The 15,112-nt window shown below is 71.2% G+C and carries 14 protein-coding genes; 7 read left to right on the top strand and 7 right to left on the bottom strand.

The genetic code is table 11. The features are described from left to right. Positions 1–170: 170 nt before the first annotated feature. The 5 genes from ACS5RC_RS09310 (at position 171) to ACS5RC_RS09290 (ending at position 6,830) form a co-directional block, all read left to right on the top strand. Positions 171–2,135, top strand: coding sequence for an AI-2E family transporter (locus tag ACS5RC_RS09310; RefSeq protein WP_478343574.1), 1,965 nt, complete (start codon positions 171–173; stop codon positions 2,133–2,135). A 56-nt stretch (positions 2,136–2,191) separates the two neighbouring features. Continuing rightward, a complete protein-coding gene (hisN, locus tag ACS5RC_RS09305; protein WP_478343573.1) occupies positions 2,192–2,980 on the top strand; it encodes a histidinol-phosphatase in 789 nt (262 codons plus the stop codon). A gap of 113 nt (positions 2,981–3,093) precedes the next feature. Continuing rightward, complete coding sequence (locus ACS5RC_RS09300) at positions 3,094–4,221, top strand: hypothetical protein (RefSeq protein ID WP_478343572.1); 1,128 nt, start codon at positions 3,094–3,096, stop codon at positions 4,219–4,221. A 123-nt stretch (positions 4,222–4,344) separates the two neighbouring features. Next, positions 4,345–5,751 (top strand): YcjX family GTP-binding protein, encoded by a 1,407-nt coding sequence (locus tag ACS5RC_RS09295; RefSeq protein ID WP_478343571.1) that lies wholly within the window; start codon positions 4,345–4,347, stop codon positions 5,749–5,751. A 32-nt stretch (positions 5,752–5,783) separates the two neighbouring features. Then, a complete protein-coding gene (locus tag ACS5RC_RS09290; protein WP_478343921.1) occupies positions 5,784–6,830 on the top strand; it encodes a YcjF family protein in 1,047 nt (348 codons plus the stop codon). A gap of 6 nt (positions 6,831–6,836) precedes the next feature. On the opposite strand, the gene ACS5RC_RS09285 is transcribed toward ACS5RC_RS09290, so the two are convergent. The 7 genes from ACS5RC_RS09285 to ACS5RC_RS09255 form a co-directional block, all read right to left on the bottom strand. Beyond that, positions 6,837–7,064, bottom strand: a complete 228-nt coding sequence (locus ACS5RC_RS09285) for a hypothetical protein (RefSeq protein WP_478343570.1) — start codon at positions 7,062–7,064, stop codon at positions 6,837–6,839. Between the two features lie 91 nt (positions 7,065–7,155). Further along, complete coding sequence (locus ACS5RC_RS09280; protein ID WP_478343569.1) at positions 7,156–7,707, bottom strand: RBBP9/YdeN family alpha/beta hydrolase; 552 nt, start codon at positions 7,705–7,707, stop codon at positions 7,156–7,158. Between the two features lie 51 nt (positions 7,708–7,758). Next, complete coding sequence (locus ACS5RC_RS09275) at positions 7,759–8,844, bottom strand: apurinic/apyrimidinic endonuclease family protein (protein WP_478343568.1); 1,086 nt, start codon at positions 8,842–8,844, stop codon at positions 7,759–7,761. A gap of 171 nt (positions 8,845–9,015) precedes the next feature. Beyond that, a complete protein-coding gene (locus ACS5RC_RS09270) occupies positions 9,016–9,753 on the bottom strand; it encodes a hypothetical protein (RefSeq protein WP_478343567.1) in 738 nt (245 codons plus the stop codon). 141 nt (positions 9,754–9,894) lie between these two features. Further along, positions 9,895–10,263 carry a DUF3618 domain-containing protein gene (locus tag ACS5RC_RS09265; RefSeq protein WP_478343566.1) on the bottom strand — a complete coding sequence of 123 codons (369 nt, stop codon included), beginning with the start codon at positions 10,261–10,263 and terminating at the stop codon, positions 9,895–9,897. A 5-nt stretch (positions 10,264–10,268) separates the two neighbouring features. Beyond that, positions 10,269–10,679, bottom strand: a complete 411-nt coding sequence (locus tag ACS5RC_RS09260) for a phage holin family protein (protein WP_478343565.1) — start codon at positions 10,677–10,679, stop codon at positions 10,269–10,271. A 3-nt stretch (positions 10,680–10,682) separates the two neighbouring features. Further along, positions 10,683–11,183, bottom strand: coding sequence for a hypothetical protein (locus ACS5RC_RS09255; protein ID WP_478343564.1), 501 nt, complete (start codon positions 11,181–11,183; stop codon positions 10,683–10,685). Positions 11,184–11,494: 311 nt separating this feature from the next. Between ACS5RC_RS09255 and ACS5RC_RS09250 the strand changes: the two genes are divergently transcribed. Together ACS5RC_RS09250 and glgX are read left to right on the top strand one after the other, a co-directional pair. Continuing rightward, the gene (locus tag ACS5RC_RS09250) at positions 11,495–12,916 is read left to right on the top strand and encodes an alpha,alpha-trehalose-phosphate synthase (UDP-forming) (protein WP_478343563.1); all 1,422 of its coding nucleotides are present in this window, start codon (positions 11,495–11,497) and stop codon (positions 12,914–12,916) included. 31 nt (positions 12,917–12,947) lie between these two features. Beyond that, on the top strand, positions 12,948–15,044 hold the full coding sequence (glgX, locus tag ACS5RC_RS09245) for a glycogen debranching protein GlgX (RefSeq protein ID WP_478343562.1): 2,097 nt from the start codon (positions 12,948–12,950) through the stop codon (positions 15,042–15,044). The last annotated feature ends 68 nt before the right edge of the window (positions 15,045–15,112 follow it).

Raw genomic sequence — 15,112 nt, 5'->3', positions numbered from 1 at the left:
GCGGGCCGCCTCATGCCGCGCCGCATCCGGAGATTCCGGCGCTCCGGCTGCCCTCACGATTGCGTGAGATCGCCTCTGCAACCGCGGGATCGTTTCGGGCGCTGCGAAGTTCCCCGTGCGGCGCACCATCCCGAGGCGCGCCAGCGCGTGGCGTTCAGGGCGGGCACGACATGGCGACGACCACACCCGAGGGGCCGCTGATCCCGCCGCGGCCGACCCGCATCGCCGCTGCCGAAACGCCGCGCGCGGCCGTGGCCTCGCCGGTGGTGGTCGCGGCGGTGCTCATCGCGGGCCTGTATTTCGGCCGCGAGATCCTGATCCCGATCGCGATCGCGCTGCTTCTGTCCTTCGTGCTGGGGCCGCTCGTCCATTTCCTGCGGCGGATCCGTCTGCCGCGCCTCGTCGCGGTCGGACTGACGGTCCTGCTGACACTGGGCATCGTGGCGGCGCTGGCGACGCTGATCGGGGTGCAGCTCGCCGATCTCGCCGGTGACGTGCCGCGCTATCGCAGCACGATCGAGCGCAAGATCGACGGCCTGCGCGAGAGCCCGGCCGGGCGCCTGACCGCGTACGTCGCCAATATCGGTCGGGCCATCCACTCGGCGGGCAAGGATTCGACCGGGAAGGACGAGGGCGGCGAGCCCAAATCCGCGGCCCCGGCAGGCGCGCAGGCCGATCCGGAGCCGAAGCCCGTCATCGTGGAGACCCGCCAGCCCGCGCCCGGCCCTCTGGAGATGGCCGAGACCCTGCTCTCGCCGGCCCTGCAGCCGTTGGCCACCGCCGGAATCGTCTTCGTCGTCCTGATGTTCGTCCTGCTGCAGCGCGAGGACCTGCGCGACCGTCTGATCCGGCTCGCCGGCTCCAGCGACCTGCACCGCACCACCGTGGCCATGGACGACGCCGCCCGGCGCCTGAGCCGCTACTTCGTCGCGCAGCTCGCCCTCAACACCGGCTTCGGCCTGATCATCGGCGTCGGCCTCTACCTGATCGGCGTGCCGAACCCGGTCCTGTGGGGCATCTTCGCCGCGCTGATGCGCTTCGTCCCCTATATCGGCGCCTTCCTGTCGGCGCTGCTGCCGATGGCGCTCGCCGCGGCCGTCGACCCCGGCTGGAACATGCTGATCGCCACCGGCCTGCTGTTCCTGCTCCTGGAGCCGCTGGCCGGGCAGGTCTTCGAGCCGATGCTCTACGGGCACTCGACCGGCCTGTCGCCGATCGCCGTCCTGATCTCGGCCCTGTTCTGGACCTGGCTCTGGGGCCCGATCGGGCTGCTGCTCTCGACGCCGCTCACCGTCTGCCTCGTGGTGCTCGGCCGCCATGTCGACCGCCTCGAATTCCTCGATGTGCTCTTCGGCAACAGTCCGGCCCTGACCCCGGTCGAGAACTTCTACCAACGCATCCTCGCCGACGATCCGGAGGAGGTGCAGGAGCATGCCGAACTGATCCTGAATTCCTGCTCGCTCTCGGCCTATTACGACGGCGTGGTGCTGAAGGGCCTGGAGCTTGCCGCCCGCGATGCCGCGCGGGGGGTGCTCACGGTCGAGCAGCGCTCGGCGATCCGCGCCAGCGTGACCGAACTCATCGACGACCTGTCCGAGCACGAGGACGCCGTGCCGGAGGAGCCCTCGAACGGGCAGGGCGCCTGCGACCGCGAGGGCGGGGCACCCTTCGCCGCCCAGCCTGAATCCCTGTCCGCGGCGTGGACCCGACCGGGCGCCGTGCTCTGCATCGCGGGGCGCGGCTTCCTCGACGAGGCGGCGGCCACCATCCTGGCCCAGCTCCTCGCCAAGCGCGGCCTCGGTACCCGCGTGATCCCCTTCTCGGATCTCGCCCGGGCGCGGATCGACACGTTCGACCCCGGGCCGGCGCAGATCGCCTGCATCGTGTCGCTGGCGATCGCGGGCGAGCCGATGCACCTGCGCCGCCTCGCCCGGCGCCTGAAGCAGCGGGTGCCCGAGATGCCGCTGCTCGTCGGCCTCTGGCAGGTCGACGAAGTGGCGATGGCCCCGACCGCCATCCCGGCCGACACTCATGTCGCGACGCTCCGCGGGGCCGTCGAGGCCGTGATCGCGGCCTCGGCGGCCCCGGCGGAACCGCCTGCGGATAGCAGGGCGCCGGACGCGGTCGGGGCTTGACGGACGACGCCGCGAGCGGGCTTCGTCAGGCGGCGCGGAACCCGGAGGCACAGCCGATGAGCGTCGTCGAACTCGGACGGTTCATGGGCGACCTCGCCGAGGCCTCGGGCCGGGCGATCCTCCCGTTCTTCCGGGCTCAGTTCGGGCTCGACGACAAGGCGCGCGGCGGCGCGGCCTTCGATCCGGTCACGGAGGCCGACCGGGCGGCCGAGGTGGTGATGCGGCGCATGATCCGCGATGCCTTCCCGGCCCATGGCATCCTCGGGGAAGAGTTCGGCTCCGAGCGCCTCGATGCCGAATGCGTCTGGGTGCTCGATCCGATCGACGGGACCCGGGCCTTCATCACCGGCCTGCCGACCTGGGGCACGCTGATCGGCCTCACGCACAACGGCACCGCCGTGCGCGGACTGATGCACCAGCCCTTCCTGGGCGAGCGCTTCTCCGGGGACGGGCACAGCGCGAAGCTGCGCCACGCCGCAGGCGAGCGCGTCCTGCGCACGCGCAGCTGCCCCGATCTCACCTCGGCGATCCTCGCCACCACCGATCCCCGCCTCTTCGCCGGAGGGGAGGAGATAGAGCGCTTCCAAGCCGTGCAGGATTCCGTCCGGATGGCGCGCTACGGCACCGATTGCTACGCCTATTGCATGCTGGCCGCCGGCCAGATCGACCTCGTGATCGAGGCCGGGCTCAAACCCTACGACATCGTCGCCCTGATCCCGATCATCGAGGGGGCAGGGGGCGTGGTCACCGCCTGGGACGGCAGCCCCGCGACGCAGGGGGGGCGCATCGTCGCCGCCGGCGACCCGCGTCTGCACGAGATCGCGCTGCGGCGGCTCTCCGGTTGAGGCGCGCGGGGGACGGCCCTCGCCTGCCGAGGCGGGCTTTCCGGGTGCGGAGGCCCTGAACCCGAAGGCAGGCTCGGCCGTTCCCCGAACCCGACGCGACGCGACGACGCCCCTTGCTCCTCACCGCCCTCCTGCTCCTGACGACGCTGATGCCGCGGATCGAGGCCGCGATGCCGAGCGTCGTCCTCCCGGAGGCGCGCGCCGAGGCGCCGCGCTTCGATGCGGCGGCCCGGGCGGTCACGAACTGGCGCGGCGAGGCCGGCGAGGCCCTGCGGCCGGCCTCGCTCGCCCTGGTGGCGCGGCTTTCGGCCACCGATCCGGCCTTCGTCGCCCGCTGCGTCAAGCTCAACAACTACTGGTGCATCAAGCGCGCCGGCTGGCCCGGCGAGATCGGCGCTGATGCCGAGGGCCATACCGGCTTCCGCACGGCCGCCGACGGAGCGGACGCGGCCGCCAATCTCCTGCGCCGCTACTACCGCGTCTACGGACGGCGGTCGGCGCTCGCGATCGTGCGCCGGTGGGCTCCGGCCGAGTGCGGCATCGCCCCCCCGGCTGCGCGTGCGACGGCCGCGGCCGGCCCCGCAGTTCCAGCGGCCGGCCTGACGACGCATGGGCTGGGGCGGACGCTGCGCGCGCGCTTCCTCGCCCGGCACCTGCGGGGCGGCGTCCCGCGCCGGGCGCTCGCGGCGCGCCGGCCGGGCGCCCCGGCGCTCCGGGTCCAGCCCTGGTCACCGCTCGCCCGCATGGCCGGCCATCCGGGACTGCGGCCGGGCGGACGGCGCCCGGAGGTCGCTCGGCCGAGCACAACCCGCATCGTGGCGGCCCCCGTTCGGGCCGGGACACCCGCAGCCGGCCCGCGTGGTGCCGACGACCCCGCCGCACTCCTCGACCGGCGTACGCCCTCGCCCGAACGCCTCGTGGCCGAATCGGCAACTCTGCCGCTGCTCGCGCCGGGCTTCGCGCTGGCCGACCTCCGCGCGCCGGCCCCGATCTGCGCGGGCGATACCCAGCGCATCGCCAATTACGCGGCCCGCATCTCCGCCAGCGTCGGTGTGAAGCCCGACGACGACCTCCACCTGTTCGACACGGAGGGGCGGCCCGGGCCGAACCTCGCCGCCGTGATGCTCGCGATGTCCGGCGTCGAGCTCGGCACGATGCGTGCCGGCACGGATCTCGTCGCCGGAGCCGTCGCGCGCCTCGCCCCTGCCGCGCCCGCTGCCACCGCGGAGGCATCCCCCTGATCGCGCGTCCGCGTCCCGTACCCTTGCGGGCAGCCTCCGACCGCGCCACCTCAGCGCGGCCCCGTTCCAGACGAGCCTGATCCCTTGCCACTCACCGACCTTGCGGCGCGCGCCGGATCCGCCATGCGGGCCCTCGCGGAGGCGTCGAGCGACCTCCTGATCCAGCCGACCTTGCGGCTCGGGGTGACCGGGCTCGCGCGCTCGGGCAAGACCGTGTTCACCACCGCGCTGATCCACCACCTCACCGAGACGCACGCCCTCCCGGCCTTCGCGCCCGCGCAGGAGGGGCGCCTGCGCCGCGCCAAGCTGGTGCCCCAGCCCGACGACGACGTGCCGCGCTTTCCTTTCGAGGACCATTTCGCCGCGCTGACCGAGGCGCGGCACTGGCCCCGCTCCACCGACCGGATCAGCCAGTTCCGGCTGGAGATCGAATACGAGCGCGCGAGCAGCTGGCGCTCGGGGCCCGGCACGCTGATGCTCGACGTGGTGGATTATCCGGGCGAGTGGCTGCTCGACCTTGCGCTGATCGAGCAGAGCTACACCGCTTGGTCGCGGGCGACCATCAACGGCACCCGCCGCCCGGGCCGCACCGCCATCGCGGCCCCCTGGCTCGACGTGCTCCGGACGCTGAACCCCGCCGCGCCCCTCGACGAGGTGGTGGCCGAGCGCGCCAGCAACGCCTTCAAGGCCTATCTCGCCGCGCTGCGGGCGGGACCGGAGGCGGTCGCCACCACGCCGCCCGGCCGCTTCCTGATGCCGGGCGACCTCGCCGGCTCACCGGCCCTCACCTTCGCACCCCTCGACGACCTTCCGGAGGCGCTCGCGCCCGACAGCCTCGCGGGCCTGATGGAGCGGCGCTTCGAAGCCTACAAGGCCAAGGTCGTGCTGCCGTTCTTCCGCGACCATTTCCAGCGGGTCGACCGACAGATCGTGCTGGTCGACGTGCTCGCCGCCGTCGATGCCGGGCCGACCGCTCTCGCCGAGCTGGAGGAGGCCCTCGATGCCGTCCTTCTCAGCCTCAACATCGGCCGCAACACCCTGATCTCGCGCCTGTTCGCGCCGCGGACCGATCGCATCCTGTTCGCCGCCACCAAGGCCGACCATCTGCATCAGACCAGCCACGACCGGCTCGACGCGCTGCTGCGCCTCCTCGTCTCGCGCGCCATGCGGCGCACCGAGGCCGCGGGCGCCCGCGTCGGCACCGTGGCGCTCGCCTCCGTGCGGGCGACGCGCGAGACCACGGTCCACGACGGGCCCGAGACCCTGCGGGCGGTCGCCGGCACGCCGGAGGCCGGCGAGGTCGTGGGCGACGAGCGATTCGATGGGCAGAGCGAGGCCGCGGTGTTCCCGGGCGAGTTGCCGGCCCGGCCCGAGGCCGTGCTCGAGGGCGCGGTCGAGCCGGGCTCCCTGCGCTTCCCCCGCTTCCGCCCGCCGCTGGTCAGGCCGGACGCGCTCGGGCGCCCCGGGCACCTGCCGCAGATCCGCCTCGACCGGGCGATGCAGTTCCTGGTCGGCGACCGTCTGGCCTGATCGGAGTGAGCTGACCCATGTCCCCCGAGCCCATCGCCGCGCCGCAGCGCCCGCGCGCCTTCCGCCTCTCGCCAGCCGAGCCGCAGGCCCCGCAGCAAGGGTCGCCGCCGCAGCCCGGCCCGGCGCCCCAGCCGCCACTCTCCGAGGGCGTGCGGATCGTCGAGGAGCCCTTCGAGATCGTCGAGGCGGCCGACGGTACGCCCGTGCCGGTGGCGGCCAAACGTCGCTCGCCCTGGGGCGCGCTGTTCGCCTCCGCCTTGGGCGGCCTCGTCTCGATCGCGGTCGGCCTCTCCGTCGAGCGGCTCATCGCGGACCTGTTCGCGACGGCGCCCTGGCTCGGCTGGATCGCGCTGGCGCTCCTCGGCCTCGCGGCCGTGGCGCTCGCCGCGATCGTTGCGCGCGAACTCGCCGGTCTCTGGCGCGAGCGTAAGATCGAGCACCTGCGGCAAGCCGCGATCGCGGCCATCGCCACCCGCGACCACACGGCGGCGCAGGGCGTCGTGCGGGATCTCGACGCCTTCTACGCCGATCGCGCCGGCCTCGCGGCCGGCCGCCAGCGCCTCGCGACGCTCGGCGATTCCATCCTCGATGTGGACGACCGCATCGGCATCGCCGAGCACGAGCTGCTGGCCCCTCTCGACCGGCAGGCGCGCAACGCCATCGCGACGGCGGCCAAGCAGGTCTCGGCCGTGACGGCGCTGAGCCCGCGGGCGATCGTGGACGTGGCTTTCGTGGTCTTCGCCGCCGTGCGGCTGCTGCGCCGGATCGCTGCGATCTACGGCGGCCGCCCGGGCTTCCTCGGCTTCCTGCGCCTCGCCCGCGCCGCGCTCGCCCACCTCACGGTCACCGGCGGCATGGCGGTGGGCGAGAGCATGCTCCAGCAGGTGCTCGGCCTCGGCGTGGCGGCCCGGATCTCGGCCAAGCTCGGCGAGGGGGTCCTGAACGGCCTGATGACCGCCCGGTTCGGTCTCGCCGCGCTCGCCGTCTGCCGGCCGCTGCCGTTCACGCGGGAGGCACCGCCGAAGCTCGCCGACGTCGCGGGCGAGCTCCTGCGGGCGGCCGAACCGGAGGCGACGTAGGAATTCCTACTTCGCGCCGGCCGCGGCGCGGCGATTGGCGATGCGCGAGAACATGTTGCCGGTGTAGTCGGCGACTTTCGGCTTCTCGGGCACGGTCAGTTGCGCCTCCATGCCCTCGATGCGCTTGAGGAGGGCCGCGTCGCCGAAGATCGAGCTGTTGAAGTTGATGGGTGCGCGGGGGCCGAGCGCCGCCTGAACCGCCTCGAGTCGTTCCAGAAGCTCTCTGCGCGTCACATCCGTCTCCCGCGGGCCTGTCGCGCCCGGCTTTCGGAGAACATCCAGCGGCGCCCTCGGTAAACGAACCGTTAAACCGGGCGCCGGCGTCTCACAGGCCCTTCATGAAGCCCGCGAGCCGCATCAGCCCCTCGGGCCAGGGACCGTGGCCGCTCGCGATGTTGATGTGGCCGGAATCTCCGGCGTCGACCAGCGCGGCTCCCCAAGCATAGGCGAAATCCTCGGCTCGCTCGTAGGCGCAGTGCGGGTCGGTGCGGCTCGCCACCACGAGGGACGGGAAGGGCAGGGGCTCGCGCGGCAGCGGCGCGAAGGCGCGCACGCTGTCAGGGAGGTTCGGCGCGGTCTCGACGTCGGGCAGGGCCACGAACACCGCGCCGCGGACGATCCCGGGCGGCAGATCCGGCACGGCCTCGACGCTCGCCACGACGCCCAGGCTGTGAGCGATCAGGATCACCGGGCGGGTCGCCGCCGCGACCGCCTCCACGATTCGGGCGCGCCACGCGGCGGGCTCCGGTGCGTGCCAATCGTCCTGCTCGACGAGGCGGGCGGTCGGCATACGGCTCGCCCAGCGAGCCTGCCAGTGACCCTCGCCGGAGCCCGCGAGGCCCGGGATGATCAGGATGTCGCAATCGCCGGTCTTCATGATCCGCTGACTAGCGGTTCGAATCCGCAGCGTCGAGTCGGGAAGCCACGCTCACGCGGCTGCAATCAGGCTCGTGCCGCCGGCCCGGATCTGGTCGGCTATGCCGACGGAGGCGAGGTTCTTCGACTTGGCCTCGATCTCGAAATCGGCCCAGCCGAGGTGGCGCGCCACCAGATCGTTGACCGCGCGGTTCCACATCATGTCCGAATGAGCCGCTAGATCGCGCACCGAGTGGCCCGCCTCGCGAAGGCGCTGGAAGTCCGGCAGCGCGTCGGGATCGTGGTCGGCCACGATCGCCTCGCGGCTGACGCTGATATGCGCGATCGGGCGCACGCCGCGCCAGGAGTCCCGGATCCGCGCGATGCGCGGATCGTCGGGCTCCATGTAATTTCCGCCGCTTTCCACCCAGTGATGGTGGAGGTCGAGCACGATGGGCACGGTGTCGGCGAGCGGCAGCAGGTCGTCCACGCTGAAGCCGAACTCGTCGTTCTCTATGGTGAGAAGATCGCGACCGACCCGGCTCACCCGTGGCAGCGTCTCGCGAAAGCCCGCGATGCCGGGGTCGCGGGCCCCGATATGAATATTGATATGGGCGCCGTGCGGGTGCCAGCTGCCCCCATAGCCCATCAACTCGAAGATCTGGGCGTGGTAGTCGAGTTCGCCGATGCCGTTGTCGATCGCTGCCGGATTGCGGCTCGCGAGCAGGCAGAACGGGCCAGGATGGAAGCTGAGGCGCACGCCGAGATCGCGCGCCTGCGCGCCGATCCGGGCCAACCCGTCCTCGATAGCCCGGGCGAGAACCGGCTCCGCGTAGAGCGGTGTCGCGATCGGATGGGTGTAGCCGGGCAGCACGTTACTCGCCATGCGGAGCAGGCGCTCCAGCGGCGGACGGGCACCGACCCAGGCGATCTGGCGCTCCAGGGCCGCCAGATTGTGCAACACGATCCCAGCGAGCTTTTCCTGACGCGCCGCGGGGGCCAAGCGTGTGAGATACGCCATGGTCACGCTGGTCAAATTCATCACCAGCGCCGCATCCTTGGCCGCCTTCAGCGTCGCGTGCGTCCCGGGCGGAGTATCCGGGATGAACTTGCAGCAGAAGCCGAGGCGGGGTGTTTCGCGGAGGATCGTACGAGGCATGAAGCGACAACGCGGTCCGACCGAATTCGACGCATCCCGCGCCGCTCGCCGTGAGATCGTGCCTCGGATCGTCGACGGGTCGGTTCTGCGTTGCGGAAGCACAGAAACGAGGAAGGGGCGGTGCTTCGCGGCACCGCCCCTTCCGACCCTCAACCGCCCGCGATCTGCCGATCAGAGGGTGTGTCGCGCTGGGTCGGCTGGCCGATGGTCGGGCTCATCGGTGCCCGCAGCTTTGCGGGCTGCAGCGTTGATGTTGTCGGGATCGAGCGCCGTCTGAACGAAATCTCGCCCGCGGCTCGTAAATTCACGCGCGTAGTGCAGTCCCTGATCGCGGACCTCGTCGGCTAGAGGACCGAGATTGCGATCCTCTTGCCGGGTGCGCGGCAGGAGAGCGCCGAGCAGGAGCCCAGCCGCGACGCCGACCACGCCGACGAGAAGCGGGTTCTCGGTGACGAAGCTCTCGACGGCGGTTCGCCCGCGATCGAGGCCCTCGCGGCTGCGATCAGTCAGGTCGTCGATCCGGCGACGGTGGCCATCATGGACGTCCGAAACCCAGTTTCGCGCATCGCCATACGCCGCGCGGATCCGGCTGCCGGCCTCATCGCTCGCCTGCTCGATCCGGTCCTGGATGGCACCCGCCTGCTCACGCGCATGGTCGGCCACGTCGTGAACCTTGTCGCGTAACCCGTCGCTACTCGAACCGACGCTCCCGGAACCCGGGTTGGTGTTCGAGAAATCTGCCGTGCGTCCGTGCGGGTCGAGGGCTGCCCCCGGGATCGGGTCGCGCAGTCCTGCCGGGTCGGGACGCAGGCTGTGATCCGCGCTCTGTGTGTGCGGGTCGAGGGGCGCGGCGCCGGAGCCGGGTCGGACGGTATCATGCAGCGTCCTCTCGGCGGAACCGGTCGGCATGCCGGCTCCGGCTGCGATGTCCTGGGGGAGAGTCCGCCCGTCCTTCTGTCCGTTCACGTCACTCATGGGCTACTCCTTCGAACTGGGCACCTTGGCCGCGGCGAACCAGCGAGCCGTTGGGGGCATCAGACAGCTATTTCGTCAGACATGCATCTCTTCGACCGGATCCCGCAGCGCCTTGACGGTCGGAAGGTCCGGGTCGTAGCTGCGGGCGGCGCCAGTGTTGAGCACCGGAACGCGCTCCGCCTGGACCTGGGTCCGGCGCCGATTGGCCTCCTGGGACATGCGGTGCATCAGCCAGCCGACACCGGCCGCTATCAGCAGGACCGGGACCGGGTTGCGCCGCACCGCGTCAAGAGCACCGTCATAGGCGCCGCTGAGCGGAGTCCGGCGGGCATTCCCAAGCATCTCGTCGACGAGGCTCGAGACCGAGAGTTTGCCCTGGATCTGATCGATCGTCTGGTCGAGGCGAGCGCGGCTTTCCTCGATGTCGCGCTCCAAATCGTTCATGCCACTCATCCGGATACGCGCTCCGACAATGCACGGGCGTCCTGGCGGACTTGGCGGGTGGTGCGGGTGGGCGCCAGCGTCGAGAGCGATAGCGCGCTCCGGGCCCAGAGGGCGAGCCCGACCGCAATGACGAGGAGTACACCACCGACGATCAGTGCCGAGAGCCACTCGGACCCGACGATGGTGGCGAGCCATTTCACGAAAGCGCCGATCAGTACGATTAGGGCGACGACGGCGAAGACAGCCGACGCCGCCATGCAGGCCAGCCCGATAGCCAGTGAGCGCACGTTCGAGGCCATCTCGGCGCGGAACAGCGCGATCTCTTTGCGGGCGAGTTCATTGGTCTCGCGCAACGCGTCACCGAGCAGGTTCTGGATGCTCGACGGGTTAGGGGGAGGGGAGGCCGAGCCAGACATGGCTCAACCCCGGAAGCTGTCGCGGGCGTCGCCCTCGGGGGGCAGGCTCGACGATTTGATGAAGCGTGCGGCGAGCAGGCCCGCCACGAAGGTGCCGACCGCGACCGCTACCGGGGCGCGCCGAGCGAAGGACTCGGCCTCGCTGTAGAAATCCGCGAAGCTGCGGGTCTCGATCGAACTGCCGAGCTGCTCGAGCCCATCTGCGGCGCTGTCGAAGAAGGCCTTGATGTTGGGCTTGTCGTCGAAATCCTTGGTCGACGTCCGCAGCGTCCGTGCAAGATCGTGGACCTGCTGGGCCGCATCGTTCTTACGCTGCTCGACATAGTCCTGAGCCTGCACGCGCACGGAGTCGATCAGGCCGCGGCCCTGTTGGGCGGCGACGTCTGCGAGGCCCTCGACATCGCCCTTGAGGCCACGCCAATCGGCCTCCTGGCGGATGCCGGCGGGGGGGGCTTTGGCTGCCGTATCCCCCGTGGTCGGGTCTGGGAACTCGCTGGCAGCCATTTCGGACAACTCCTTAACTCGCGGACGTTTCAGGGCTCGGGGTGCAACGCGCTGCGACGGCGCCGTCGCCCGACTCGGCTGAGTAACCGTCGCGGCCCCGCGCGGTTCCGGTCCGGGCGGAGCGGTGATGCGTGCGGGACAGGCACGATGATTCGTCGGGACTGGATTAACGCAGGATCTTGACCCCGCGGCCGCGTTCGCGCTTGGTTCGAGCCCGACGGATCGCGCTTCGCTTCCGCGCGTTCTAGCTGAAAGAGTACGGCGGGCGTGCGTATCGGCGCCCGCAGGCCAGAGGATCCGGAGCCGGCTGCGTGGCACGCCTAGTCATCGTATCGAACCGCGTGGCGGTTCCCGAGGAAGGCAGCAAGGCGGTCGCCGCCGGCGGTCTCGCCGTAGCGGTCAAGGAGGCGTTCTCATCCTACGAGGGCCTCTGGTTCGGGTGGAGCGGAACGATCAGCGACTCTCCCTCCGAGGAGCCGACGCTGATCGATCGCGGCCGCGTCCAGTACGCGGTGGTCGACCTCTCCCCGCAAGACCATCGCGAGTACTACGCCGGTTTCGCCAACCGGGCCCTGTGGCCGATCATGCATTACCGCCTCGGCCTCGGCGCGTTCTCGCGCTCGGACTACGCGGGCTACAGCCGGGTGAACCGCACCTTCGCCCGGGCGCTCGCCAAGCTCGTCGAGCCCGACGACATCATCTGGGTGCACGATTACCACCTGCTGCCCCTGGCCTCCGAGCTGCGCGGCCTGGGGCTCGCCAACCCGATCGGCTATTTCCACCACATCCCCTGGCCGGCCGCCGACGTGTTCAACTCGCTGCCGGCGAGCGGCGACCTCCTGCGCGCCATCGCCGATTACGACCTGATCGGCCTCCAGACCGACCCCGACGTCCAGAACCTCTCGCGCAACCTGATCGACACCCTGCGGGCGATCCCCCTCGGCGGCGGCTCGCTCATGGTGGACGGGCGCCGCACCCGCATCCGCAGCTTCCCCATCGGCATCGACGTCGACGGCTTCCGCGAGGCGGCCGAGCGGGCCGGCTCCAACAAGGTGGTGCGGGAGACGATGGCGGGCCTGCGCACCCGCAAGCTGCTCATCGGCGTCGACCGGCTCGACTACTCGAAGGGGGTGCCCGAGCGCATGGAGGCCGTGTCGAGCTTCTTCGCCTCGAACCCCGACCAGCGCGGCAACGTCACCTACATCCAGATCACCCCGAAGTCGCGCAGCGAGGTGCCCGAATACGAGCAGCTCGCCCGCGAGGTGAACGAGACGGTGGGCGAGATCAACGGCTCCCTCGGCGACCCGGCCTGGACGCCGATCCAGTACGTCACCAAGGCCTATCCGCGCCCCGTCCTCGCCGGCCTGTACCGGGCGGCCCGGGTCGGCCTCGTCACGCCGATGCGCGACGGCATGAACCTCGTCGCCAAGGAATACGTCGTCGCCCAGAGTGACGAGGATCCGGGCGTCCTCGTGCTCTCGAAGTTCGCGGGTGCGGCACGGCAATTGCCCGAGGCGCTTCTCGTCAACCCGTACGACCGCTTCGAGGTCGCCGAGGCAATCCGCACCGCGCTCTACATGTCGCGGAGCGAGCGCCTGGAGCGCTGGAAGCCGATGGCCGAGCGGATGACCCGCGAGGATGTGGATTGGTGGGCGCGCAACTTCCTGGCGGAACTCGAGCATTTCCGCACCGTCGAGCGCGAGCCTCCGACCGCCGCCGAGGCCGCCGAATAAGCCAGCCAGCCCGACCGGACGGACTCCCCGCATGATCGGCGTCGATGACGGCGTGCCAGCTCCGCTCGGCGCGCATTTCGACGGGCGCGGGGTGAACTTCGCCCTGTTCTCCGAGCACGCGACGGCGGTCGACCTCTGCCTGTTCGAGCACGGCGAGCGGCACGAGACGCGCACCATCCGCCTGCCCTGCCGCAGCGACGACGTCTGGCACGGGTACCTGCGCGGCGTGCTCCCCGGCCAGCTCTACGGCTACCGGGTGCACGGCCCCTGGGAGCCCGAGAACGGCCACCGCTTCAACGCCTCGAAGCTCGTCCTCGACCCCTATGCCCGGGAGATCGCCGGCCGCATCCGGTGGCACGACTCGCTCTACGGGCACCGCCGCAGCCTGGCGCGCGAGGACCGGATCGACCGGCGCGACAGCGCGGCGTACATGCCGAAGGCGGTGGTGACGGCGCCCGAGGTGCCCAACCTCGCCCTCAAGCCGGTGCGCCGGCCGCTCGCCGAGACGGTGATCTACGAGGCCCACGTCAAGGGCCTGACCATGACCCATCCGGCGATCCCCGAGGCGGAGCGCGGCACCTACGCGGCGCTCGCCCATCCGGCGATCGTCGAGCACCTCTGGAAGCTCGGGGTCACCGCCCTCGAATTGCTGCCGATCCAGGCGTTCGCCGACGACCGCTTCCTCGTCGAGAAGGGCCTCGTCAATTACTGGGGCTACTCGCCGCTCGGCTACTTCGCCCCCGATCCGCGCTATCTCGGCGAGGGCGGCCTGATCGGGCTGAAGGCCGCGATCCGCGAGCTCAACGCGGCCGGGATCGAGACCATCCTCGACGTCGTCTACAATCACACCGCCGAGGCGGACCATACCGGCCCGACCCTGTCCTTCCGGGGCATCGACAACGCGAGCTATTACAAGCTAGATCCCGGCGAGCGCCGCCGCGAGATCGACTGCACCGGCTGCGGCAACACCTTCAACGTCGCCCATCCGCGGGTGATGCAGCTCGTGCTCGACTCGCTGCGGCACTGGGTGAGCGCCTACGGCATCGCGGGCTTCCGCTTCGACCTCGCCACCTGCCTCGGGCGGGCGCCGCTGGACTTCACGCCCCAGGCCGCCTTCTTCCAGGCGGTGGCGCAGGATCCGGTCCTGGCCGGCGTGAAGATGATCGCCGAACCCTGGGACATCGGCACGGGCGGCTACCAGCTCGGCGGATATCCGCGCGGCTGGAGCGAGTGGAACGACCAGTTCCGCGACGCGGCGCGCGGCTTCTGGCGCGGCGATCCGGGCCAGCTCCCCAGGCTGACACAGGGCCTGTCGGGCTCGCGCGAGGTGTTCGGCCCCTCGGGCCGCTCGCCGCTCGCCAGCATCAACTTCGCGGCGAGCCACGACGGCTACACGCTGGCCGACGTCGTCGCCTACGAGGAGAAGCACAACGCGGCCAACGGCGAGGACAACCGCGACGGCCACGGCCACAACGTCTCGCGCAATTACGGCGTCGAGGGCGACACCGACGATCCGGAGATCCTGGGCGTGCGGGCGCTGCAGAAGCGCAACCTGCTGGCGACGGTGATGCTCGCGCAGGGCGTGCCGATGCTGCTCATGGGCGACGAGCGCTCGCGCAGCCAGGGCGGCAACAACAACGCCTATTGCCAGGACAACGCCACGACCTGGATGGACTGGACCTCGGACCCCGACCCGACGCTCTCGACCTTCGTCTCCAATCTCCTGCGCCTGCGCCGCGAGCAGCCGGCCCTGCGCCGCCGCCGCTTCTTCGACGGGCAGCGCATTGACCCGGAGGAGGGCCTGCGCGACGTCCACTGGCTCTCGCCGGACGGGACCGAGATGGACGGGCCGGCCTGGGCGGACCACGGGCGGCAGGCCTTCGGTATGCAGTTCGGCAATGACGGCGCCGCCCGCGACCGCCTGCTGATCCTGTTCAACGCCGCCGAGGAGCCCTGCGCCTTCCGGCTGGCCCCGGTGATCGGCGGCCCGTGGCGGCCCCTGTTCGACAGCGCCCGGGACACAGGCCTGCCCGGGCCCGATGCCACCTCCGTGCCGGAAGCGGGCAGCGTCGCGTTGCCGGGCCGGTCGATCCGCGTGCTCGCCACGCGCGAGGGCGACACCGCCTGAAAATCGCACGTTGTGCGAAGCGTCGGATTTCGACCGTTTGTGCGCGAAGGCCGGCCCCGCACGTTGCC

This window comes from Methylobacterium sp. HJ2 (assembly GCF_056431005.1).
The sequence above is the reverse complement of the archived record's forward strand: the minus strand, read 5'-3'. Positions and strand labels throughout refer to the sequence as shown.

Excerpts from the sequence above, each read along its gene's own strand:
- ACS5RC_RS09260 (WP_478343565.1), bottom strand. The coding sequence starts at position 10,679 with ATGTCTGGCTCGGCCTCCCCTCCCCCTAACCCGTCGAGCATCCAGAAC.
- ACS5RC_RS09265 (WP_478343566.1), bottom strand. The coding sequence starts at position 10,263 with ATGAACGATTTGGAGCGCGACATCGAGGAAAGCCGCGCTCGCCTCGAC.
- ACS5RC_RS09275 (WP_478343568.1), bottom strand. The coding sequence starts at position 8,844 with ATGCCTCGTACGATCCTCCGCGAAACACCCCGCCTCGGCTTCTGCTGC.
- ACS5RC_RS09295 (WP_478343571.1), top strand. The coding sequence starts at position 4,345 with ATGCGGGCCCTCGCGGAGGCGTCGAGCGACCTCCTGATCCAGCCGACC.
- ACS5RC_RS09310 (WP_478343574.1), top strand. The coding sequence starts at position 171 with ATGGCGACGACCACACCCGAGGGGCCGCTGATCCCGCCGCGGCCGACC.
- ACS5RC_RS09280 (WP_478343569.1), bottom strand. The coding sequence starts at position 7,707 with ATGAAGACCGGCGATTGCGACATCCTGATCATCCCGGGCCTCGCGGGC.
- hisN (WP_478343573.1), top strand. The coding sequence starts at position 2,192 with ATGAGCGTCGTCGAACTCGGACGGTTCATGGGCGACCTCGCCGAGGCC.
- ACS5RC_RS09270 (WP_478343567.1), bottom strand. The coding sequence starts at position 9,753 with ATGCCGACCGGTTCCGCCGAGAGGACGCTGCATGATACCGTCCGACCC.
- glgX (WP_478343562.1), top strand. The coding sequence starts at position 12,948 with ATGATCGGCGTCGATGACGGCGTGCCAGCTCCGCTCGGCGCGCATTTC.
- ACS5RC_RS09255 (WP_478343564.1), bottom strand. The coding sequence starts at position 11,183 with ATGGCTGCCAGCGAGTTCCCAGACCCGACCACGGGGGATACGGCAGCC.